The sequence below is a fragment of the Ruegeria sp. BI11 genome (assembly GCF_056538005.1).
In genome coordinates this window covers 35,779-59,464 of sequence record NZ_JBQFSM010000015.1, presented here as the reverse complement: position 1 = coordinate 59,464, position 23,686 = coordinate 35,779, and the positions used below count along the sequence as shown (strand labels likewise).

Here is a 23,686-nt window from a genome sequence, read left to right as displayed (position 1 = left end):
GTATGAAGATGTTCACCCGCTTTTTAGCGTCCGCCGCGGTTCTGGGCCTGACCGCAGGCATGGCCGCAGCTGAATATAAGTTGACGATTCTGCATACCAATGATTTCCATGCACGTTTTGAGCCGATCAACAAATATGACAGCGCCTGTGACGAGGAAGACCAGGCAGAGGGCAAGTGTTTCGGCGGTTCGGCCCGGTTGGTTACTGCAGTAAATGACGCACGGGCACGGGCAGAAAACTCGATCCTTGTTGATGGTGGTGATCAGTTCCAGGGATCTTTGTTCTACACCTATTACAAGGGCAAGGTCGCGGCAGAGTTCATGAACAAACTGGGGTATGACGCGATGACCGTGGGTAACCACGAATTCGACGACGGCCCCGAAGTGCTACGGGGATTTATCGACGCGGTCGATTTTCCGGTTTTGATGTCGAATGCGGATATTGCCGACGAAGAGTTGCTGACCGATAAAATCAAGAAGTCCACTGTCATTGAAGTGGGCGGGGAAATGATTGGGCTGATTGGCCTAACGCCCGAAGATACGCATGAAATTTCCTCGCCTGGCCCAAATGTCAGCTTTTCTGATCCGGCCCCGGCAGTGCAGGCAGAAGTGGACAGATTGAGCGGAGAAGGCGTGAACAAAATCATCGTGCTCAGCCATTCCGGATATGGTGTGGATCAACGCGTAGCGCAGGAAACCAGTGGCGTGGACGTGATCGTAGGTGGGCATTCGAACACTTATCTGTCGAACGTGTCAGACAAGGCGGCGGGCCCGTACCCGACCGAGGTAAATGGTGTCCAAATCGTGCAGGCCTATGCCTACGGCAAGTTTCTGGGTGAGTTGAACGTGATCTTCGACGATGACGGCAACGTGGTCGAAGCGGTAGGTGAACCGCTGATCATGGACAATACCGTGACCGAGGATCAGTCCGCGCTGGACCGTATCGCAGAACTGGCTGTGCCGCTGGATGAAATCCGTAACAAGGTGGTGGCCAGTGCCGCAGACGCCATCGAGGGCGACCGATCTATCTGTCGTGTGCAGGAATGCGAGATGGGTAATCTGGTGGCCGACGCCATGCTGGCGCGTGTCGCTGATCAGGGCGTACAGATCGCGATAGCAAACTCAGGTGGGTTGCGAGCCTCGATAGATCCCGGTGATATCACCATGGGTGAAGTGATGACGGTTCTGCCATTTCAGAACACACTTTCGACTTTTGAACTCAGCGGGCAAGGTGTAATCGATGCCCTGGAAAGCGGTGTGAGTAAAGTGGACGAAGTCGACGGCCGGTTTCCGCAGGTGGCTGGCATTACCTTCACTTGGGATCCGGAAATTGCGCCCAATGAAGGCCGCGTCAGTGACGTAATGGTAGTGAAAGAAAATGGTGCCGAGCCGATTGATCCAACAGCCACATACTTGGTGGTGACGAATAACTACCTTCGCAATGGTGGGAATGGCTACACAATGTTTACGGGTGACGACAAGAACGCCTATGACTTCGGTCCGGATCTGGCGGATGTAGCCGCTGAATATCTAGCCGAAAATGCGCCATATCAGCCTTACCTGGACGGTCGCATCAAACAGAAATAAGTAAGCGCCTTAGCAAAGAAATAGGCCGCATCCCGGATGCGGCCATTCGTGTTTTAGCCCTGTTCAGCCCAAGTCATACTCGGGCCAGAGCGCCGGATCGAACCCGTCCAACATGGGACGCAGGTGTTCGGATACGCTCTGCCAACCACCAATAGACTTTGTCGAGATTTTGTTGCGGACCTGATCGACACTGGCCGTTCTGACCTGCTTGGTGTTTTTCTCGGGATGCATTATGGAGTCGTTCCACTCGATATCGCAGAACGCGGCAACTTGCTGGCTGTAGGTTTTCGGGTCGGCCACGAGTTTTTCGTAAGGAACGGTCAGAATTCGATCTCCGAACACGGCATCCCAATGGGCCATGTAACGGCGGTACATATTCGCCGAATGGGCAATTGCGGCCAGGTTTGAAGCATAGCGCATCCCACCAGCCGGGAACCGCCTGATCCACTTGGACAATCCGACATCGCGTGGATCACGCAGCATATTAACGATCTTTGCGTTGGGGAAGGCGGCCAACAGGAAGCCTACGCGCTGATAATTGTGCGGCATCTTGTCGACAAAAGCGATCGATCCAACAGGGATCGGCGGCATCAGCTTACGAAACTGTTCTGCAAATTCAGCGGCTTTTGCAGCGTCAAACCTTTGTTCGCCCGTTTCAATATCGCGCGAGAGGTCAGCCCCCAACGTCAGCTCGCCGCATCCTGCGATATCCGGAGCCGAACTGAGCATCATCTCCATCATAGTAGTGCCCGAGCGTGGTTGACCTAGAACAAAAATCGGAACCGGTGCGTCGGCTGACGTGGATTGAGGCAACTGAACATCAACAGAGAACAGACCGGTGATCCGGTTCAGTTTTTCCTCTTCTTCGACGGCATCATAGGGGTTGCTGTCGTGTTGTATCCTATTGGCTCGTTCAAATTGAGGCATGGCCGCATTCATGCCATCAATCTTTGAGATCAGATTCGCCTTGGCGAACTCTAATTCGCTGTGGTCCTCGCCCCTGTTTGCGACGGCGGTTTCAACTTCGGCCATCAATTTCGGTACGTGTTCTTTGGAGACCATTGTCGACATCTGCAGCAGGGCGGATGTGTTTTCGGGCTCTGCATCCAGAATGCGTTGTAAAATTTCTTTTGACCCGTCCTTGTCGCCACTCTGGTGCAGGTTGACTGATTTCTGGAAGGCAATCTTTATGCTTTCTGGTTCCAACTCATACGCTCGGGCAATATCTCGTGAATGATCTTCGACAAAACCGATCTTCGAATAGGCTCTGGCCCGCTTGGCCAGAAGGTTCACATCGTCGGGTTCACTTTCCAGCCTCTTGCTCGCATGTTCTATGATCATGCGCCAGTTGCTGCCTTTTAAATGGATCTCATCTAGTACACGGTTTAGTTCTTTGTTATTAGGGAACTGTTCCAATTTTTGCTCGGTGTAATCCAGCGCCTTAGGAATCTGCCCCGTCTGCATCAAGGCATTTGCCAGGTTTTCCACGAATTGCGGATCGTCCGGCTTCATCCGGGAGGCTTCGATGAAATGAGGGATGGACTTCCTGTATTGCTTCATTTCAGTCAGCACAAAGCCCGAGATGGCGTGGAAATCTGAATCCTTGGGGAATTTTTTGACGCCCAACTGTGCCTTTTTCAGTGCCTGTTGCAGTTTGCCTGCATCCAGAGCTGCCACTGCCTTGCCTTTAAGGGTTTTCGCTGTTTGATTTTGCATGTGACCCCGTGACACCCTGTGCCTGTATGAAACGATTAATGATGGTTCATTACCCATGTGCGGACGGTTTGCAATAACCCTTCCCAATGATGCAATGGCGCAGCTGTTTTCTGCGCGACCTGCAAACACGTTGCCTGCTGTGCCGAATTTCAATGTTTGCCCAACAAATCAAGTACATGTGGTGCGAGCCGGTGAAGAGGGGCGCAAGTTGGATCCGCTGCGCTGGGGCTTTCTTCCGCATTGGTACAAATCCGAGACGGCCGGGCCGCTGCTGATAAATGCCCGGGCCGAGACATTGGCTCAAAAGCCTGCGTTCCGCGCTGCTTGCCGCGAACGGCGCTGTTTGATCGTGGCGACGGGCTTTTACGAATGGACCAAGACCGGACAAGGCACCCGACTGCCGTGGTACATTCACCGCAAGGATGGTGCGCCGATTGCCTTTGCCGGGGTCTGGCAAGATTGGGGGGCTAAGGACACGCGGCAAGGCACTTGCGCTATTGTCACAACCCCGGCCAATCGCCGCCTCAGCACCCTTCACCACCGGATGCCGTTGATCCTGGAACCCGACGACTGGCCTCTTTGGTTGGGAGAGGCGGGGAAGGGGGCCGCGCGTCTTATGATACCCGGGGCCGAGGGTGTCTTAGATTTCTACCGCGTTGATCCAACGGTGAATTCAAACCGAGCCAGCGGGCCGGAATTGATTGAGCCTGTTCCGGCCTGACACTGTACCTTTCCATTCCACGTACCGCAGGATAGATCATTGGCATGGCTCTGAAATTTTCTGATCTGCCCGGCCTTTATGCGCATGATTTCGACACTGTGATCGACGTGCGCAGTCCTGCGGAATATGCCGAGGATCATCTGCCCGGCGCCATCAACCTACCGGTTCTGGACAACGCAGAGCGCGCGCAGGTTGGCACGATCTATGTGCAGGAAAGCCCGTTTCTGGCCCGCAAACTGGGTGCCGCGCTGGTGTTCCGAAACGCCGCAAACCATATCGAACACAACCTGTCGCACCACGAGGGTGGCTGGAAACCCCTGGTCTATTGTTGGCGTGGTGGGCAGAGATCAGGGTCATTCACATGGATGCTGCAACAGATCGGCTGGCGGGCCGAAGTAGTCGACGGCGGATATCGAACCTACCGCCGACTGGTGAATCGCTACCTCTATGACGATCCATTGCCGCATCGGTTGGTAGCTTTGGATGGGTATACGGGCACGGCCAAGACCGACCTTCTGGCGCACCTGAAATTGCGCGGCGTTCTGGTTCTGGACCTCGAAGATCTAGCAAACCACAAGGGATCTTTGTTGGGTGAAATGCCAGGCGGTCAGCCCAGTCAGAAAGCCTTTGAGTCCGCTTTGGCCGCAGCGTTGTGCGGTCTGGACCCCGCGCGCCCAGTGGTGGTCGAGGCAGAATCCTCCAAGATCGGGTCCCTGGTCCTGCCGCCAAGCCTGTGGGCCACGTTGCGCGCGGCGCCGCGCATTCAGGTGTCTGCGTCCCTTGCGGCGCGTTCAGAGTATCTGGTGAAGGCCTACGACGATATCCTCTCGGATGCAGAACGGCTGCGCGATCGCCTGTCTCCGCTCCGCTTTCATCGGGGGCATGACGTGGTGGATGGATGGCTGGCGCTGATTGACGCAGGCGACAAGCGGGCGCTAACGCGGGCCCTGATGGAACAGCATTATGACCCGGCTTATTCCAAATCGACCCGCGCGCGTACTTCCAAGATTATCGCACAGGTGGAAATGGCGGAGCTGGACGAAGCAGGTTTGAACAATGCCGCCGCAAAAGTTGAGGGAATTCTGGATCAGCTTTGAAGCCGCAATCCCCGGATATCGGTCAGATGCCCAATGATGACCGCCGGATAGCCTGCGTGCCTTAACTGTTCGCACAGTTCATGCGCCTGTTCGGCAGCGACCGCGGCCAGTAGCCCTCCGGCGGTTTGTGGGTCGAACAGAAGATCGGCCTTTTCTGAAGGCGGAATTTCCGGAACGGTCGCGCGGTTTTCGTTGAAAATCGTCGACCTGACGCCTTGAGCTGCCAGTTCCAACGCACCGGTCATCAGGGGGATTGCATCCAGATCCAGAACCGCTCCGCAATCCGAGGCCTCGCACATACCCAGCAGATGCCCGGCCAGCCCGAAGCCGGTTACGTCCGTCATCGCATGCGCCCCCGACAAAATGCTCGAGGCTTCGCCCTGCGGCTGAACCATTTGCCGAAATGCATCTGCAACCCAGCTACCCTTGGCTTGACCGGCCATTTCGGCGGCCATTAACACTCCGCTGCCCAGTGGCTTCGTCAGGATCAGCACATCCCCCGGATGTGCACCCGAAAGAGTGATCGGGTCATTGTCGCACAGGCCGGTCAGGGTGAAACCGATAGTCATCTCATCCCCGTACGAGCTGTGCCCGCCGACGATCTCGGCCCCGGCATCGCGGATGACCTCGGTGGCGGTGGTCATGATCTCGGACAAGGTACGGTGCAGCAATTGCGGTGACATGCGCGGCAAGATGATCGTAGCCGTCGCCGCCTGCGGATTGCCCCCCATGGCCCAAATATCCCCCAGCGCGTGAACGGCGGAGATGCGAGTCATCATCACCGGATCATCGGTGATGCCGCGCAGATGGTCCGAGGTCATAACCTGACGCGCCCCGCCGGTTTTCAGCAAGGCGGCGTCGTCACCGGGTAAGGGGGTGATGTCGTCGCGGTTCGGCGCTGGCAGCTCATCCAGAACGGACCGCAATGCGCCGCGTCCAACCTTAGCCCCGCAACCACCGCACATGGGTTTTTCACCCAGCGCCTCTTGCAAGCCCGCCGCATGGTGACGCGGCAGGGCGGGGCGTTCCATTTCGGGCAGGTTGCGGAATTTGTTCATAAAGCTCTGGTCAATATGGTTCTTCCATCGCCACATCACCGGCCCGCTGAATGAGGTTCCGAGGCGTTCGGCCAGTGCGGATTTGCCACCCAGTGAGATTAACTTTAAGTAATCCTTCTGCGGCTGATATCGCCGCATCGTTCCGGCTCCCAGAGCGGCGCGCAGATTGCCGAACAATACCGGAGCTTCTCGTACCGCATAAACCCCGGCCTTGGGGCGTGGGTTGTCCGCCAGATGGGCGCAATCCCCGGCGGCAAAAATTGCCGGATCGCTGGATTGCAGATTGGCGTCCACACGGATGTAGCCGTCATGTAAATCAAGCCCCGTTTGAGCGATCCAATCATAAGGACGCGCGCCTGCAGCCCCGGTGATAAACGTGGCCGGAACCTTGCGGCCATCCTCCAAAAGAATGTGATCCTGTTCGATGCGTGAAATTGCGGTATTTTCGACTACCTCAACACCTAGGTCAGCCACCGACTTTCGAATGGTCATGCTCGCCTTGGCCCCTGTTGCTGCCAGAACCGAAGCGTTGTCGATCAGCGCCACCTTCGCCGTGCGGCCTTTAGTGCGCAGGGCGTGCGCCATGGCCATCACCAACTCTACGCCCGCGACCCCGCCGCCAATCACTGCAACCGAAGCAGGACCGGTGCCATCCAGATACTCAGCCCATCGCGAGGCAAATGGCCCCAAAGGTTTGGCCGGAACCGCATGGTCGGAAAATCCGGGCAGGGTCGGCATGTCCGAGGTGATCCCGACATTGACCGAGGCCACATCAAATGCCAAAGGCGGCCGTCCAGGCACGTGTACTTGCCGCCGGTCGACGTCGATACCTTCGACCGGACCTAGGATAACGCATGCACCAGCAAAACGGGCCAGGCGCACTAGATCGATGTCCAGCTCCCATCGCTGGTAATGCCCGGCGACAAAGCCGGGTAGCATGCCGGAATAAGGCGCAGTGGGACCGGGATTGATCACCGTCACTCGCGCCCCGGGCAATGGGTTTATCCCCCATTTCCGCAGCACCAACGCGTGGGTATGGCCGCCGCCAATCAAAACCAGATCACGGGTCAGGGGCAGCGGAGGGTGATGCATGGAACTCAGGTCTTGCTGTGATCTGGGACGTCTTCGACCTGTTCGACCGCGTGGGTGGCCCAAAGCTCATCCTCGCCCGCATCTGGCAGATCGCTGGGTTTTTCATGGCGGTGAATATGCCATTTGGCAATGAACAGGGCTGTGATCGGAGCGGTCAGGAACAGGAACAGGGTGATCAGCAGTTCATGCAGTGACAGGTGCTCTTCAATCAGAGCCGAATGGATGATCGACGCAATTAACACGCCGCCAACACCCAGAGTGGTTGCCTTAGTGGGGGCATGAAGGCGGGACATGGGGTCTTTCAGCTTGATCATTCCGAAGGATCCGACAAAGCCGAATATGCCGGAAACCACCAGAAAGAAGGCGACTAAAAATTCGAACAAGAAACTCATAATGCCCTCACTCGATGATGTTGCCGCGCAGCATAAAGCGCGCATAGGCCACGGTTGAGACAAATCCGAGCATGGCGATAATCATGGCGGCTTCGAAAAAAATCTCAGTCCCCAGGGCCAGCCCATAAAGGATCATCAGCGCGATGGTGTTGATCACCATCGTATCTAGCGCCAGAACACGGGTGCCGACACCTTCGGCCGAGATAATCCGATACAGGCACAGCATGATAGCTGTCCCAAAACAGGCGAAGGCAAACCAGATCGCAATCTCGATCATTCGAAAATCTCCTTCAGGCGGCGCTCATAGCGGCTTTTGATCTGGTCACGCACTTCGTCAGGGTTAGGTGCGTCCAGGCAATGAACGAGCAGGTTGTGGCCTTGCGCCGACAGATCGCAACTGACCGTGCCGGGGGTCATTGTGATGGTTCCGGCCAATACAGTAATGGCCTCAGGGGTGCGCAGTTCCAACGGAATGCAGACCCAGTTGGGTTGCCGGTCCGCATCGCGCTTAAACAGAATGATCCGGGCCACCGTGATGTTGGCCATTACGATATCCCACAACACCACCAGCATGTATTCGATGATCATCGGCCAGTTGCGCAGCTTGGGGCGGTCGGGCCAGTAGGGCTGAGTGATGAAGGGAATGATGATCCCGAGCAGCAGCCCGAACACCAACGAATTCAGCGAAGGTGAGTTCGCCAGCAGCATCCACACCAGCGTCAGCAGTATTGTTAGATGCGGGTGCGGGAATATCCGGTGCAGAAGTCTCATTACTCTTCTCCTCCCAGAACGGCCGAGATGTAGTTTTCAGGTGTAAACAACTGTTCTGCTGTTTTGCCAGCGTAAGTCAGGGCAGGACCCGCGAACAGGGTCAACATGACCAGGCCCAGAACTGTGCCGAAGATGGCGGTGAAGGCCATCCCGGGGTTCGGCTCGGGCGCGGGCAGGGCCGGGGCTTCTTCTTCGTCTTCCACCTCGGGCGCGGGGTTGTGCTGGGCGTCATAGCTTTTCCAGAAGATCAGCGTACCTGCGCGCGCCAGCCCGACGATGGTGACGAAAGATCCGATCAGGATCACGGCCCAGATCGCGGTTGCATCCGGCGCGTCGCGTGCTGCGTCCAGCACCAACAGCTTGCCGATAAAGCCCGACAGCGGTGGCATCCCCGCCAGCGCAATTGCCCCGACAAAGAACAGGGCCGAGATCAGCCCGCTTTGTGCCATCGGCGCCATTGGTACGATGGCTCCGCCCCGACGTGCCATCACCAGATCGGTCACCAGGAACAGCAGCGCCGTCGCCAGGGTCGAGTGGAATATGTAGTACAGCGCGGCTGCGGTGGAGGTTTCGGTGAACAGCGAAATCGCGATCAGCAAAGTACCCATCGATGCAATGGCGCAAAAGGCCACCATCCGCGCGATGTGTTGCGTACCCAGAATACCAATGGCACCTACAGCCAGCGTCAGCAGCGCTGCGGGTTGCAGCCAGTCGCCCAGCAATCCTTGCGTTACAGCCACATCCGGCCCAAATACCAGCGTATCAACACGCAGGATCGAATAGGCACCCACCTTGGTCATAATCGCAAAAAGGGCTGCGACGGGCAGAGGCGCGTTGGCGTAGCTGGCAGGCAGCCAGAAATGCAGTGGTAAGACAGCAGCCTTGATACAAAAAACCAGCAGCAACAGCACCGCGCCAACCCGCAGAAGGGCCGTATCCTCGGGCGGGATTTCAGCGACGCGAACGGCCAGATCGGCCATGTTCAGTGTTCCGGTCACTGCATAAAGCGTGCCGAGGGCAAATAGGAACAGGGTTGAGCCCAGCAGGTTATAGGCCACATACTGCACCCCAGCCTTGAGCCGCACCGAACCGCCGCCATGCGTCATCAGACCGTAGGACGCGATCAGCAGTACCTCAAAGAACACGAACAGGTTGAAGGCGTCGCCCGTCAGGAAGGCGCCGCAAACGCCCATGAGCTGAAAGTGGAACAGCGCATGAAAGTGTTTCCCCCGGTCATCCCATCCGGATGCGATGGCGTACAGCACAATGGGCAAGGCAAGCAGGGCGGTCAGCAAGACCATCATCGCAGAGAGGCGGTCTAGCACCAGAACGATGCCGAAGGGTGCGGGCCAGTCGCCCAACTCATAAACCAAAATATCACCGCCTGCGGCCTGCGCAGTGATGGTCAGGGCAATCCCCAGCAAAGCCACCACACCGGCGACCGAAAAGATGCGCTGCAGGTCCAGATGGTATCGCAGGACCATAATAATGAACGGGGCCAGGATCGCGGGCAGGACGATCGGCGCTACGATCCAGTGGTTCATGCGTCTTCTCCCGCGCGGTCGACACTGTCTTGTGCGGTCATGTCGATATGGTCATCCTTCGAGGACAAATATGCGGACAGTGCGATCATTACGATCACGGCAGTCATCCCAAAGGAAATTACGATGGCGGTCAGCACCAGAGCCTGCGGCAACGGGTCGGTATAGGGAACCTCTTCGTACTTGTTCAGAACGGCAGGCGCGTCCAGCGCCAACCGCCCGGTGGCGAATAGGAACACGTTCACCGCATAGGTGATCAGCGACAGGCCCAGAATGACAGGGAATGTGCGGCGACGCAGGATCAGGAAAATCCCGGCGGCGGTCATTATGCCTACGGCTGAGGCTACGAGCGCTTCCATCAGGCCTGCTCCTTTTTATCTTCTTCTTTCTGATCATCCCGCAGCGGGTTGATATCCATCGGGAATTCCTGTGCCATGCCCGGCTGCCACGCGAACCGCGACAGGCTGTCCAATGCCAGCATCACCGCACCCAGCACGGCCAGGAATACGCCGGTGTCAAAGAGGATGGCGGTGGCCCATTCGAACTCTTCCAGTGGTGGCCAATGGAGATAGCCGAAATCGCTGGTCAGGAACGGGCGCTCATTAAACCACGCTCCGATCCCCGTGGCGGCGGCGATCAGAACGCCCCAACCGATGGTGCCGTGATAGTAGAACCGTTGCCGTTCGATGGCCCATGTGTAGCCACTCGCCATGTATTGCATCAGGAAGGCAATCGCGACGATCAGACCGGCGATGAACCCGCCCCCCGGCTGGTTGTGACCGCGGAAAAAGATGTAGGCACCAACCATCAGGGCAATTGGCATCATCACGCGGGTGGCCACAACCATCATCAGCGGATGTGAATCCCCCGATTGCGGCCAGTGCGGCTTACGATTCAACAGATAGCTGCGGACATTGGTGCCCAGAACGGCCTCAGTCAGGGCAAAGATGATCAGGGCGGCGATGCCCAGAACGATGATCTCGCCAAAGGTATCAAAGCCCCGGAAGTCCACCAGGATCACGTTGACCACATTGGTGCCGCCGCCACCTTTGTAGGAATTGGCCAGGTGGAACTCGGAAATCGTCGGAAAGGCGAAGTCCCGCAGCATCAGCGCATAGATCAGCCCGCCCGCGCCAAGGCCAGCCACCACCGAGATCGCCGCATCCCGCCAACGCCGTGCTGCGCTACTGTCCCAGGGGGTATCCGTGGGCAGGAAGTTTAGCGACAGCAGCAACAGGATCATCGTCACCACCTCGACCGATATCTGAGTCAACGCCAGATCCGGGGCCGAGAGGTAGTTGAACGCCATCGAGACGATCAAACCGACGACGCCGATCAGCACCAGCGAGAGCAGGCGGTTGCGATGGAACCACATGATCGCCAGTGTTGCGCCCACCAGACAAATCCAGCCGATGAATGGGATGATCTGGATAGGTAGAGGATCGCGTGTTTCGGGTCCGATCGTACCTGTTGTATAGGCGTAATAGCCAAGCCCGACAGTGAACGCGACCAGGATGATGGCGTAGCGACTGATCACACCGTTATGCAACGTGTCGGTGATCCAACGGCTGAGTGTGGTCAACACGCCAATAACGGCTTCGAAGATAACCTTTGCCTCGGGGCGAGGCAGTGCGTTCCACAGCTGTTCACCGCGATGATGCAGCGCCAGCAGGAACAAACCGCCCAGCGTGGCCACAACCGACATGTAAAGCGCTGGTGTGAAGCCATGCCACAATTTCAGGGAATAATACGGCAGTTTCTCTCCACCAATCACGGCGCTGGATACAACCGCGACCAAAGGCCCAACAATTGCAGCCGAATACAGACCGATCAGCACCACCAGCACCACAAGGAATGCCGGGGCCAACCATAGGCCCACGGGTGGATCATGCGGATGGTGCGGATAATCATTGCGCTGCGGGCCAAGGAACACATGCCCGACAAAGCGGAAGGAATAGGCGGCCGAGAACAGCGCCGCCAGCAGAGCCAGACCCGGCACTAGGTAATGCGAGTGCAGCCAGGTGGTGTGGACCGTCTCCTCAAGCATCATTTCCTTGGACAGGAAGCCGTTCAACGGCGGCAGGCCCGCCATGGACAGGGCTGCAATGGTGCCGATGGTAAAGGTGATTGGCATCAACTGCCGCAACCCGCCCAGACGTTTGACATCACGGGTTCCGGTTTCGTGATCCACGATCCCGGCGGTCATGAACAATGCTGCCTTGAAGGTCGCGTGGTTGATGATGTGGAATATCGCGGCCACAGCGGCAATCTTGGTGCCAAAGCCCAGCAGCATCGTGACCAGACCCAAATGTGACACGGTCGAAAACGCCAGCAGCGCTTTCAGATCATCCTTGAACAGGGCAATGCAAGCCCCGATCAGCATGGTCACCAGACCTGTAGTCGCCACGATGTAGAACCACGCATCCGTCCCCGCCAGAACGGGCCACATCCGCGCCATTAGGAACAGTCCGGCCTTCACCATCGTAGCTGAGTGCAGGTAAGCAGAAACCGGTGTTGGCGCGGCCATTGCATGCGGCAGCCAGAAGTGGAACGGGAACTGCGCCGACTTGGTGAAAGCGCCCAGCAAGATCAGGATCAGCGCGGGCATGTAAAAGGGCGAGGATTGGATCAGTTCTTTGTTCTGTAGGATGACGCTCAGGTCATATGAGCCCACGATATTGCCCAGGATCAGCATCCCCGCGATCATCGCCAACCCGCCGCCGCCGGTCACGGCCAGCGCCATGCGCGCACCCTGACGGCCCTCAGGCAGATGTTTCCAGTACCCGATCAGAAGGAATGAGCTTAGTGATGTAAGTTCCCAGAAAATAAGCAAAAGAAGGATGTTGTCTGACAGGACGATCCCGACCATCGCGCCCTGAAACAACAAAAGATAGGTATAGAATTGCCCCATCGGGTCTTCGCGTGACAGGTAGAACCGCGCGTAGAGGATGATTAGCAACCCGATCCCCAGGATCAGCAGCGCAAATAGAAACCCAAGACCGTCCAGCATAAAATTCGCGTTCAGTCCCAGTGCCGGTATCCATTCGAACCGGGCTGTGACGACATCTCCGCGCATGACGGACGGGATGTGGATCAACAGCCCCATAAGCGCCAGAAAGGTGGTCAGCCCGGCGGCTGATGCTGCTGCGTTTCGTCCTGCCCGGATCAGAAGGGCTGGGAAAACAGCTCCGAGGAAGGGAAGGGCCGCGATGAGGAATAGGGACAAGTGCGATACTCCGGTCTGGGCGGTCAAAAGTAGTACTGGTTTTTAAGGATAATTTTCTAACTGTCCAGCTATTGCAAGTTTTACACACAGTCCTAGCACCGTAGATTGGGGTGCGAAACAATGACGCGATCTTGATCTGCCGGTTGAAATTCAACGCGGATTCGAAATTCGGCCTGTGATAAACACATCCCGTCGGACCAGGAGGGAGCCGCGTGGCAGACAAAGCAAAACAAACACGTCGATGGGTTCTTTTGGGCGCAGGCGCGGCCGTCGTCGCAGGCTTTGCAGTTCGGGAATACCGCTTGATCCCCCCAGACTACTCGGGCGACCGGCTGAGCGTACAGGACGCGCATCAGCAGGCAGTTTCCGGGAAAATTTTGCTGGTCGATATTCGCACCCCTCGGGAATGGCAGTCTACGGGCGTGGGTCAAGGGGCACATCCGCTGGACATGCGCCGCGATGATTTTGCACAGGCGCTGGCAGAACTGACGGGCAATGATCGCGACGCCCCCATTGCATTGATCTGTGCGCGCGGGGTCCGATCAGCCCGGCTGAGCAATAGATTGACCGAGGAAGGGTTCACAAACATCATTGACGTACCCGAGGGCATGCTGGGTTCGGCAGCAGGGCCGGGATGGGTGCGTGCCGGTTTGCCGGTTCAACATGATACAGGAGAGACAGGATGATCCGGGCATTCACCTTGGCTGCGGGGTTGGCATTTGCGGGGCATGCCGGATGGGCCGCATGTGCTGAACAAGAGGGCATGTGCGAAACCGAGTCGGGCGGCTATCACATCGAATTGCCCGAGGCGGATAACCCGCCACTGGTCGTCTTCCTGCACGGCTATGGTGGGTCAGCGACCGGCACGTTGAAAAACCGCAGTATGGTCGAGCCTTTGCTGGCGCGCGGCTATGCTGTCATGGCCCCCGAGGGCTCGGAGCGCAATGGTCGCCAAAGCTGGAACTTCTTTCCCGGCTGGGATGGGCGGGACGAAGCCGCCTTTCTGACCGAAGCAGTACAGGATGCCTCGGCGCGGTTCGGCGTGGATGAGGATCGCGTGGTGTTGGGAGGATTCTCGGCCGGGGCGTTCATGGTGTATTATCTTGCCTGCGCAGCACCCGATACGTTTTCGGCCTATGTACCGGTTTCCGGCGGATTTTGGCGACCACATCCCGAAAGCTGTGAAGGGCCGGTGCGGATGTTCCACACTCATGGCTGGACCGACAATGTGGTGCCGTTAGAGGGCCGTATTCTAGGCGGTGGCCGGTTCCATCAGGGCGACATCTTTGCTGGGTTGGAAATCTGGCGGGTTGCGAATGAATGCGTTGACACCAAACCCAGCGGTTTCTCGACCACGGGTCAGTTCATGCGGCGCAGGTGGACCGGATGTGCGGAAGGCGGCATGCTGGAATTCGCGCTGTTTCCCGGCGGCCACACCGTGCCCAATGGCTGGGCAGACATGATGGTGGATTGGTACGAAGGCCTGCCGGGCGGCTAATCACTCGGCAGGGGTCATGACCGCCTTACCCTCAATCAGGCGTTTCAATTCATTTCGGTGACGCCGGGCTGAACGTGTGATGGCGGGTTCGTGGAAATCCTCTTTCATCCCGACCATGCGCCGCGCAGTACCAGCGGACACGCCACTGAGCGCAGACAGAGGAACTGCCAACGCAAGGCTGATGGCAATCGGAGCCAGCCAGATCGAAACTAGGCCAGACAGGATCCCGACGCTCAGCGCGATGCCACTGACGGTTTCCAGCATATGGCACAGGATCAGCGTTTGCAGGCTATAGCTGCCACCGTCCCGGGCTTGGGGCGACCAGCCTTTTTGCAAGCCCAGGGCCGTGCGGAACACCGCGATCATCTGCTGTACCATCAGGATCGGAGCGTAAAGGATCGACAGGATAACCTCGGCTAGGAACGACGTCAGGAACTTTGAACCGCCGCCGAAATCCGAATAGCGCACACCGCTGAGGGGTAGGGCCAGAACACCCAACACTTTAGGTGCCAGCAACATCGCATACATCACCAGAATGATCAGCACATGGCGGGTTTCCGACATTTCGGGCCATTGCGGGAATAGCGGGTTATCCGGGCTGAAATAATGCAGCACCGATGCATCCTCGCCCTGTCCAATCAACGCCCACATCACCAGCAGCGCAAACCACAGTGGCGACATCAGATAGCCAACTGCGCCGTGGAACATGTGGAACCGCGAGACCGCACGGAACCCGGCTGATCCCAGCAGTTTTAGGTGCTGCAGATTGCCCTGACACCAGCGACGGTCGCGCAGAGCATGGTCGATCAGTGTGGGGGGCGTTTCTTCATAAGAGCCCCGGATGCGCGGCAAGAACCGAACGCCCCAGCCCGCGCGGCGCATCAGACCGGCCTCGACAAAATCGTGGCTCATGATCAGCTTTTCCTGGCCGTTGAACGCCCGCAGTTTCGGCAGGCCCGCGCAATTGGCGAAGGCTTGTGTACGGATGATGGCGTTGTGGCCCCAATAGTTGCCCTCTTGCCCGCACCAACGGGCCAAACCTTCGGCAAAGGCGATGCCATAAACGCCGTTGGCGAATTGCTGCATCCGGGCAAAGACCGATTGCGCACCGATGAGTTGCGGGTAACTCTGGATCAGGCCGGCACCGGAATCACGTGCCAGTGAATCGGTCAGGCGCAGGATAGCGCGGCCCGTCATCAGGCTGTCGGCATCCAGCACCAACATCGCATCCCAATCCGCGCCCCAGCGGCTGACCCAATCGGCGATGTTGCCGACTTTGCGATCTGTGTTTTCCTCGCGACGGCGGTAATACAGCTCCAGCCCAGGGGCGAGGGTCGTGCGCAGCGCCTCGATACTGGCCTGTTCCTGTGCCGCGATCTCGGGGTCGCGGGTGTCGGACAGGATGAACATGGCATAGTGGTGCTGACCACCCCGTGCCTGTAAATCCTCAAGCATTGTGCGGGCGTTGCCCAGCACGTTCCACGGCACCTCGTTATAGACCGGCATCAGAAGCGCCACGCGCAGCGGTTGCGGGCGGCCTTGACGGATGGGCTGTTCCTGCCGGGACAGTGAGACCATGCCCAGAAGCACAGTGCAGACCGTGAAGGAAATCCAGAAGAAGTTGAACGAGATCAGCGCCAGAAGGATGGCTTCGATCAGGTTGATCCCTTCGGCCCCGAACCAGTCGGACATCACCCAGAGCAGGCCCAAGGTCGCCGCCATCGCAGGCGAAAACGCCAAAGCGCGCCAGAACCCGGTCGAGGGGCGCTGGCCCTCGGGCACCTGCGCGTCACGGAAGCCTGCGCTGAAGTCCTGCGCAGGCATGGCCAACGGTGCCTCGGGCGGCATGATATGCAAGTCTTCGGTCATGCGGTCCAACGATAAAGCCAGACTTCAGAGGCCGGCTGTTTGTCTTTCAGTAACTGCGCCCGCAGTTCCACGTGGTTCCGGTCGCCCGGCTGGAATGAAAAGGCCAGCCGCAGCCCACCAGTGTCCGGGTTGCGCTGCAGCACGCCCTCGGATGTTTCGGCATGGGGTGAATTGACAAAGATCGTCATCGCCTCGGGGTCTTCGAACAACTCGGACGGTTCAAAGTCGATGACGGCCAGACGCCCTTCGCCAAAAGTGTTTTCACCCATGGCGGTGTTGATTACGCGCGGCATCGGCGTGCGCTGCGGCTCATCCCCCCAAATCAGGCGGTAGGACAGGTCAACCTGGCTACCTGCGGCGTACGGCTCCATCGGGCGCCAGTAGGCGACAATATTGTCATAGATTTCCTGATCTGCCGGAATCTCGACCAGCGTGACCGAGCCTTTGCCCCAATCAGATCCGGGTTCGACCCACAGACCGGGGCGTTTGTGGTAGTTCGCCTCAAGGTCTGCATAGTCCGAGAACTCACGTTTCCGCTGCAACAGGCCAAACCCGCGCGGGTTCATGTCGACGAAGGACGAAATCTGCAGGCGCGTCGGGTTGGCCAGCGGCCGCCAAATGACTTCTCCGGCGCCGTTGCGGATCAGCAGGCCATCGCTGTCGTGGACGGCGGGGCGGAAATCGTCGAACCGGCTGTGGTTGGTCTGATCGAACAGGAACATCGAGGTGCCCGGTGCGATGCCCACATGCGTCAGTTCTTCGCGCGGGAACAGGGTGGCTTCGATGTCCATTACGCAATCCGCGCCTGCGGTGACGTTGAACCGATAGGCACCAGTCACGCTGGGGCTGTCCATCAGCGCGTGAACCACCATGTCACGTTGGCCGGGCTTGGGGCGCTCCAGCCAGAACCGGATGAATTCGGGGAATTCCTCGCCATCCGGATCGCCGGTTTTCAGCGCCAGACCGCGGGCGGACAGGCCATAGACCTCGTGCAGGCCGATGGCGCGGAAATAGCTGGCACCTTGCCAGACACAGAACTCATCGGTTTTGCCGGGGCGGTGCATCTCGGTGCGCAGGCGTAGGCCGGAAAAGCCCAGCGTGTCGTCGATCGGCAACTCGGGCACATCCTCGGATTTGTCGAACATCTCCAGATCGAAAACGACCGGAGTTGTCATGCCGTTTTCAACGGTTTCGACTTTTACAGTGCGCGGGAAGTACAGGCCCGGCGTAAAGAAATCGACGTTGAAGGGCGTCTCGGTTTCATACCAAAGCGCACGGTCCAGACGGAACCGGATCGAGCGATACTGCTGGTAGGTCAGGTCTTGCCATTCCTGCGGCACCATTTCGCGTTCAGCATAGGGGCGACTGGCCAGATCCTTGGCCATCGCGATAACGTCATTGCGGTCAAAGGGGGTTTCCCCGCCGGTGGCAAATGTGGCCGGCGCAAAGGCAAGCGCCGAAGTCGAGGCCAAAAATGCGCGACGTGTAAAATTCATTTCTTTGACTTCCAAGGTTGTGATTTGAACCAAGCGGCCATGTAAGCCACGCCGATGATCATCGCAAAGCCAATCATGTTAGCGATGAACACACTGGCAAAATCCCGCCCACTCTGGTCCAGTCCGACGCCGATAAGCCGTGCTGCTGCCATGGAAAATACGAATACCGCCAGTGATTGCTGTCCAACCTTGGTGATCACGGTCAGCAGGAATTGCCAGACTTTAGTCGCCGCGCCGTGACCGGTGGCGATCAGGCGATGGCCATGCTCACCTGCAGCGACCCAGCCCAGATAAGCCAGCGACAGGAAGTGCAGGTACCGGAACAGGCCAAAATCGGTCTTGTCGCGGAGCTCTTTCGTAACCGGCCAGACCTTGCGGATTTCATCCGCCAGATCGGGGGCAATTGCGTTGATCCAGGTGAATACTTTCCATGATCCAAAAGGCATCGAGAAAATCAGGAACAGCGCCGCCGCCCAGATCAGCGTTTTTGACACCGGAGGTGCGGGAATCCAACCGCGCATGAAGGCAAAACCGGTGAAAAACAGCAATTGCCAGCCAAAGGGGTTGAAGAACCATTGTCGGTCGGACCACGGCTCGGCCGGCAGGTCCAGAACGTCGGTCTGCGCCACCAGCCAGAGTGTGACCGATGCCAAAGCAACCGCCCAGAAGCCAATCCGCGACAGGCCCATGACCAGCGGCATCATCGCCAGAACCACCAGATACATCGGCAGGATGTCGAAATAGTTTGGCACGTAGGTCAGTGTGAACAGGCCAACGATCTGCGGGGCAGGGTCGTTGAAGAAATGCTGCAGGTTCAGGGCAGAGATATAGTCCTTCTCGAATAACCCGCTTTCGTTCAGCGCGGCCATGGACATGGCGACAAAGAAGAACAGTGCGATGTGTGCCCAGTAAACCTGCCAGATGCGGAACGCCACGCGGGCGGTGCCCATCCACCAGCCTTTGCGCAGGAAAGCTCCACCAAAGGCGATGGCCGAAGCCATGCCGGAACAGAACACGAAGATCTCGGTCGCATCAGAAAAACCGAACCGCGCTGGAATCCACTTGGCCCAGGGGTCGTTCGGGATATGCGCGATCAGGATGATGAACATCGCAATGCCGCGATAGAAGTCCAGGCGCGGGTCACGCACATGGACAGGGGCGGCTGCCGAAGCAGCCACAGGTGCAAAATCAGAAGCGGGCGATGCAGTCGCCATACGTGTTCTGTCCTTCTTGGTCTTTGTTTTTGTTATTCAGCCGGGACGCTTTGTGCGTCTCCGTCGTCGCGGGCCGCGTCGATCAATGCGCGGCGCGCCAGTGCGTAATTGTCCTCGCCACCGGCCCGTTTGGCGCGGCGATCATCCAGGATGCGCTCGACAGCATCCAGGCGACCCGCGCGCAAGCCCGAATCAATGGTGATGCGCTCGAATACATCACGTTGGGCGTGGCTGCCACCTACCAGCTGCATACCATTGCGGGCACTCGATAAAAAGTCGAAGGCGGCGGCGTACTGCCCCTCGCCAAAAGCCTCTAACCCTTTGGAGGCCGCAATGCCCGGATCGGACATGCGGACCGGGGTATCGCCCTGATTGCGCTGCGCGTCTTTCTGGATGCGCTGCAACATCTTGCTGGTCGCTTCGCTGCGGTTATCACCAGTCAATGCCAGCAGATAGTGAAGGTCGGCGAAGACCACACAGCCATCCTCGGTCCGGGCCGCGCTGAGGTCGGCCAGTTCTTCCCAGCGATTGCCCACGTCGACGCCTTCCAGTTCCAGGCGTGACAGCAGCGAGGTTGCGTTTGAGATATCGCGGTAATCGTCCGTTTTGTCTTGGCGAACATGAGTGTCATACAGCTCCATCACCTGCTCGACCTGACCCAAGTCCAGATGCATCAGCGCTTTGTGCCACCAAACGTGATAGCGGAAGTTGTTGCAATGGGTCCAGGCGTCCTCGCGTCCGGCCAACCAGTCCAGACCTAGCTGCGCATTGCCCTGCATCTCGTGCACATGGGCCACCGCATGCAAACCCCAGGCGTCATCAGAAACCATCCAAAGGGCTTGGCGCCCGGCAATCTCGGCCTTTTGGTATTCGCCCGTTTCCTCCAGCGCGAAGGCGTGACAGCCCAGAAGATAGCCACGCCCTGGGTGATCTGGTTCATAAGCGGGCAAAACCCGCTCGATTGACCGGCGCATACCGGTTGGATCGCCCAGAACGAACCGGGTGGCGTGGCTGAGTTTCATAGCCAGGGTATCTTGCGGATGGGCACGCAGAATCTGCTCGAATTTCTGAATGGCTTGCGAGGGGAGATCGTCCAGATATAGACCTAACGCCTCGACATACATGCGCTCGCGTTCCGTGATCGGTTGCCGCTCCATCGCGGATTTGGCCTCTGACAGGGCATCGACCGCGACTGCTGTCATCTCACGTCGGCCCAACAGAACCATAAACAGGCCTTTGATGGCGTGACCCAGCGCAAAGTCGGGCTCAAGCTCAAGCACCTTGCCCAGATGTTGCGGCGTTATGGCCGCGTGTGCCATGAACCCAAGCAGAACACCATTCCACGCCTCGACGCTTGCCGATTGGCTGAGGGTGTTCATCTGTCCGAAAACATCCTGTTTCATGCGATTGGTCCGATCCAGTTGCGAATTTCTACACTATTCGATGTAGCAGAGACTCTGACGGCGTCGTATCAGTATCGCCGCTGCTCTCGAATTGGTGAAAAGCTGTGTGTGGAAAACGTGAAAAAAACCGCCGATTCAACGGCATGTTTCAGCAACATGCCGCCGAAACGGGCACTGTGTTTCAATCTTCGAACGGATTTTCGGAGTTCAATACGGTCTGAGTATCCGCTCCGAATTCGGGCGGGGCGCTGCGATAGGTGACCGGAGTACGGGACAGTTTCAGCGGATTCCCGATCAGTTGCACCTCACCCGGGGCGGCCTGCATCGCGATCTGCATTTGCCGTGCCGCGACCTGATCCGAGGCAAAAACCTGATCTAGCGTCCGCACCGGGCCGACGGGTACTTTGCGGGTTTCAAGCTCGGCTATCACGGTGGCTGTATCATAAGATTGAACCGTCGGGCGCAGCACCGCGTTCAGAGCATCCCGGTTTTCCAGACGCGCCGGGTTGGTGGCAAAGCGCGGGTCATTCGTCAGCTCAGGTTTGCCGATAAAGTCGCAGAAACGTCGGAACTGGCCGTCATTGCCCACGGCTAGAATCACGTGACCGTCCGAGGTTTCGTAAACTTCATAGGGCACGATGTTGGGATGACCGTTGCCTCTACGCTGGGGGACATTGCCCGAAGTCAGGAAATTTACGCCCTCGTTGATCAGCCACGCAACCTGTGTATCGACCAATGCCAGGTCGATTTGTTGGCCCTCGCCGGTCTGATCCCGGTGGCGCAGAGCGGCCAGAATGCCAACACAGGCGTACATCCCGCACATCACGTCGGCGATACCTACGCCTACTTTCATCGGTGCGCCTTCGGGGTCGCCCGTCAGTGACATGATCCCGCCATAGCCCTGCGCCATCAGGTCATAGCCGGGCTTGGACGAATTCGGACCGGTTTGGCCGTAACCCGAGATCGAACAATAGACGAGGCTTGGGAATTCTTGCGACAGCGCGGCATAATCCAGCCCATATTTTGCCAGCCCGCCTGGCTTGAAATTCTCGATCAGGATATCGGCATGCGACGCCAGCCGTTTGATCTCGGCTTGCCCTTCCGGCGTGGCAATATCGATGGCGACGGATTTCTTGTTGCGGTTGGCCGACATGAAATATGCGCTGAGGTCCGATCGATTACCCTCGGCATCCTCAACGTACGGGGGCCCCCATTGCCGCGTATCATCGCCGCCACTGGCCGGGTTTTCGATTTTTATGACTGTCGCCCCGAGATCGCCCAGCAACTGAGTGCAAGTTGGCCCGGCCAGAATGCGTGAAAGGTCCAGTACTTTGATGCCCTTCAGCGGTCCCTCAGATGCGGCCATCATATCCTCCACGCTCGATTTCTGCGGCGATGACGGTAAAGCGGTCGGTTTTGACCGCCTGTTCCAGCGCCGACCGCAGTTCTGCGCGGTTGCGGACGGTATGTCCATAGCCACCAAAGGCTTGTCCCATCGCGGCAAAGTCGTGGCGGTCGAAATCCACCCCAACATTGCCCATCTGACGCTGACGCTGTTTCAACTCGATCAGCGCAAGGCTGGCATCGACAAAGACCAAAAAGATCGGGTTGCCGCCCATCTCGGCTGCGGTCGAAAGCTCTCCGGCAACCATTAGGAACCCGGCGTCGCCAGAGAAACTGATGACCGGGCGGTCTGGCTCGGCCAGTTTCAGGCCGATGGCCATCGGAACCGCGCAACCCATCGTGCACAGGGCCGAGGATTGGATCAGCCCGCGCTCTTCGTAGCAATTCCACATCTGGCTCAGCAGGATACGGTGCGCGCCACTGTCGGCAGTGGCCAGCGTGTCAGAGGGCAGGGCGGCACGGGTTTCGGCGATCACCGCTGCCGGGCCCCAGTCGTCATCAGAGGGGAAAGCCTGCGCCAATGCAGCTTTGACCTGCGCGGGCTCTCCTTCGGGCCACGTCGCCCGAGAGGGGTTGCCCTTGGCGATGGCCTCAAGCGTAGCACCCGTGTGAGCGACCAAGTTCAACCCAGCCTGATGCATATAGTGATCGTTGACCACAGACGAGATGTCGATAACGCGCTTTTCCTCGGGGTCCCAGATCTCGCGCCAGCCGGGGCGCATTTCGATCGGGTCATAGCCCAGACAAAGAACCAGATCGGATTGCTCGACCAGCGGCACCAGATGCTTGTCGGCCAGTGGAGACAAACCTGCGCCGCCGAGGCACAAAGGGTGATCCTCGGGCACGACGCCCTTTGCCTTGTAGGTGGTCACGAAGGGAATACTGAAATGTTCCAAAAAGGCCTGCACCACATTGCGCGAGTCGTCGTAGAGCACGTCCAGACCCACAATCGCGATGGGGCGTTCAGCCTCGGCCACCCAACGGCGGGCTTTCTCAACGCAGTTCCCTTCGGGCGCTACGGCAGCGGGTTTGACCAGACGGCGGCGTTTTATCCCGGATACGCGCGTATCCGCGACCGAGATCGGCACGTCGACGTGAACCGGACCGGGGCGCGGCTGATTGGCTAGCGAAACCGCCTTATCCGTGACAACATCCGCGCCCTGTGCCGTCAGTTTGAACGTCCCCTTGGTGATCGAGCGGTAAACCTGCGCGTGGTCCATCACCTGATGTGTATAGGTCAGCGCCTCATCCTCATCGACGCAGCCGGTCAGAACGATCATCGGCACCCGGTCCTGCAGCGCGTTTGCGACGACGTTAATCCCGTTCATCGCGCCGGGGCCCAGTGTGGCCACCAGAATGGCAGGCGCTCCGTCGCGGTGATGCACCGCCTCGGCCATGAAACCGGCGGCGTTTTCGTGTTTGGCCAGGTGAAAGGTGATCCCGGCCTGTTCTAGCGCGTCCACCAACGTCAGAACCTCGCCGCCCGGCATGCCAAACGCGTGGCGGCACCCGGCCTCGTACAGTCGTTGGGCCAGAAGGTCAGCCGCGCGGGTAGAGAGGTCCTGCATTCTTTATGCTCCGAAATTTTCGCTGCTCAGCAGA

At 58.4% G+C, this 23,686-nt stretch carries 19 protein-coding genes; 5 read left to right on the top strand and 14 right to left on the bottom strand.

What is annotated here, in order from left to right:
- Positions 1-8: 8 nt before the first annotated feature.
- Positions 9-1,586, top strand: a complete 1,578-nt coding sequence (locus ACR0DT_RS22145; protein WP_480712846.1) for a bifunctional metallophosphatase/5'-nucleotidase — start codon at positions 9-11, stop codon at positions 1,584-1,586.
- Positions 1,587-1,649: 63 nt separating this feature from the next.
- Here ACR0DT_RS22145 and ACR0DT_RS22140 read toward each other — a convergent pair whose 3' ends face one another.
- On the bottom strand, positions 1,650-3,302 hold the full coding sequence (locus ACR0DT_RS22140; RefSeq protein WP_480712845.1) for a tetratricopeptide repeat-containing sulfotransferase family protein: 1,653 nt from the start codon (positions 3,300-3,302) through the stop codon (positions 1,650-1,652).
- A gap of 55 nt (positions 3,303-3,357) precedes the next feature.
- Between ACR0DT_RS22140 and ACR0DT_RS22135 the strand changes: the two genes are divergently transcribed.
- Positions 3,358-4,023, top strand: coding sequence for an SOS response-associated peptidase (locus ACR0DT_RS22135; RefSeq protein ID WP_480712844.1), 666 nt, complete (start codon positions 3,358-3,360; stop codon positions 4,021-4,023).
- A 44-nt stretch (positions 4,024-4,067) separates the two neighbouring features.
- On the top strand, positions 4,068-5,120 hold the full coding sequence (gene mnmH / locus ACR0DT_RS22130; protein ID WP_480712843.1) for a tRNA 2-selenouridine(34) synthase MnmH: 1,053 nt from the start codon (positions 4,068-4,070) through the stop codon (positions 5,118-5,120).
- On the opposite strand, the gene selD is transcribed toward mnmH, so the two are convergent.
- Genes selD through ACR0DT_RS22095 form a run of 7 tightly spaced genes read right to left on the bottom strand, consistent with a single transcriptional unit; the run spans position 5,111 to position 13,200 of the window.
- Positions 5,111-7,270, bottom strand: coding sequence for a selenide, water dikinase SelD (gene selD / locus ACR0DT_RS22125; RefSeq protein ID WP_480712842.1), 2,160 nt, complete (start codon positions 7,268-7,270; stop codon positions 5,111-5,113). The two genes, mnmH and selD, sit on opposite strands and share 10 nt — an antisense overlap.
- A gap of 5 nt (positions 7,271-7,275) precedes the next feature.
- Positions 7,276-7,662: a Na+/H+ antiporter subunit G gene (locus tag ACR0DT_RS22120; RefSeq protein WP_480712841.1), complete on the bottom strand. Its 387-nt coding sequence runs from the start codon at positions 7,660-7,662 to the stop codon at positions 7,276-7,278.
- 7 nt (positions 7,663-7,669) lie between these two features.
- Entirely contained in the window at positions 7,670-7,939 is a 270-nt protein-coding gene (locus tag ACR0DT_RS22115; RefSeq protein WP_480712840.1) for a K+/H+ antiporter subunit F, read from the bottom strand.
- Positions 7,936-8,433 (bottom strand): Na+/H+ antiporter subunit E, encoded by a 498-nt coding sequence (locus ACR0DT_RS22110; protein ID WP_480712839.1) that lies wholly within the window; start codon positions 8,431-8,433, stop codon positions 7,936-7,938. The genes ACR0DT_RS22115 and ACR0DT_RS22110 overlap by 4 nt, the downstream gene beginning before the upstream one ends.
- Positions 8,433-9,977, bottom strand: coding sequence for a monovalent cation/H+ antiporter subunit D (locus ACR0DT_RS22105; protein WP_480712838.1), 1,545 nt, complete (start codon positions 9,975-9,977; stop codon positions 8,433-8,435). The genes ACR0DT_RS22110 and ACR0DT_RS22105 overlap by 1 nt, the downstream gene beginning before the upstream one ends.
- Positions 9,974-10,333: a Na+/H+ antiporter subunit C gene (locus tag ACR0DT_RS22100; protein WP_480712837.1), complete on the bottom strand. Its 360-nt coding sequence runs from the start codon at positions 10,331-10,333 to the stop codon at positions 9,974-9,976. Before ACR0DT_RS22100 ends, ACR0DT_RS22105 begins: the two co-directional genes overlap by 4 nt.
- Positions 10,333-13,200, bottom strand: coding sequence for a monovalent cation/H+ antiporter subunit A (locus ACR0DT_RS22095; RefSeq protein WP_480712836.1), 2,868 nt, complete (start codon positions 13,198-13,200; stop codon positions 10,333-10,335). Before ACR0DT_RS22095 ends, ACR0DT_RS22100 begins: the two co-directional genes overlap by 1 nt.
- Positions 13,201-13,412: 212 nt before the next feature.
- Here ACR0DT_RS22095 and ACR0DT_RS22090 point away from each other — a divergent pair, with 212 nt between their 5' ends.
- Both ACR0DT_RS22090 and ACR0DT_RS22085 read left to right on the top strand, forming a co-directional pair.
- Positions 13,413-13,886 carry a rhodanese-like domain-containing protein gene (locus ACR0DT_RS22090; RefSeq protein ID WP_480712835.1) on the top strand — a complete coding sequence of 158 codons (474 nt, stop codon included), beginning with the start codon at positions 13,413-13,415 and terminating at the stop codon, positions 13,884-13,886.
- Positions 13,883-14,698 (top strand): CE1 family esterase, encoded by an 816-nt coding sequence (locus ACR0DT_RS22085; RefSeq protein WP_480712834.1) that lies wholly within the window; start codon positions 13,883-13,885, stop codon positions 14,696-14,698. Before ACR0DT_RS22090 ends, ACR0DT_RS22085 begins: the two co-directional genes overlap by 4 nt.
- On the opposite strand, the gene mdoH is transcribed toward ACR0DT_RS22085, so the two are convergent.
- The 6 genes from mdoH to ACR0DT_RS22055 form a co-directional block, all read right to left on the bottom strand.
- The gene (mdoH, locus tag ACR0DT_RS22080) at positions 14,699-16,567 is read right to left on the bottom strand and encodes a glucans biosynthesis glucosyltransferase MdoH (protein ID WP_480712833.1); all 1,869 of its coding nucleotides are present in this window, start codon (positions 16,565-16,567) and stop codon (positions 14,699-14,701) included.
- On the bottom strand, positions 16,564-18,063 hold the full coding sequence (locus ACR0DT_RS22075) for an OpgD/OpgG family glucan biosynthesis protein (protein WP_480712832.1): 1,500 nt from the start codon (positions 18,061-18,063) through the stop codon (positions 16,564-16,566). Before ACR0DT_RS22075 ends, mdoH begins: the two co-directional genes overlap by 4 nt.
- Positions 18,060-19,277, bottom strand: coding sequence for an OpgC family protein (locus ACR0DT_RS22070; protein ID WP_480712831.1), 1,218 nt, complete (start codon positions 19,275-19,277; stop codon positions 18,060-18,062). Before ACR0DT_RS22070 ends, ACR0DT_RS22075 begins: the two co-directional genes overlap by 4 nt.
- 32 nt (positions 19,278-19,309) lie before the next feature.
- Positions 19,310-20,680 carry a tetratricopeptide repeat protein gene (locus ACR0DT_RS22065; protein WP_480712830.1) on the bottom strand — a complete coding sequence of 457 codons (1,371 nt, stop codon included), beginning with the start codon at positions 20,678-20,680 and terminating at the stop codon, positions 19,310-19,312.
- 181 nt (positions 20,681-20,861) lie between these two features.
- A complete protein-coding gene (locus tag ACR0DT_RS22060) occupies positions 20,862-22,046 on the bottom strand; it encodes a CaiB/BaiF CoA transferase family protein (RefSeq protein WP_480712829.1) in 1,185 nt (394 codons plus the stop codon).
- Entirely contained in the window at positions 22,033-23,652 is a 1,620-nt protein-coding gene (locus ACR0DT_RS22055) for a thiamine pyrophosphate-binding protein (RefSeq protein ID WP_480712828.1), read from the bottom strand. The genes ACR0DT_RS22060 and ACR0DT_RS22055 overlap by 14 nt, the downstream gene beginning before the upstream one ends.
- Positions 23,653-23,686: the final 34 nt, after the last annotated feature.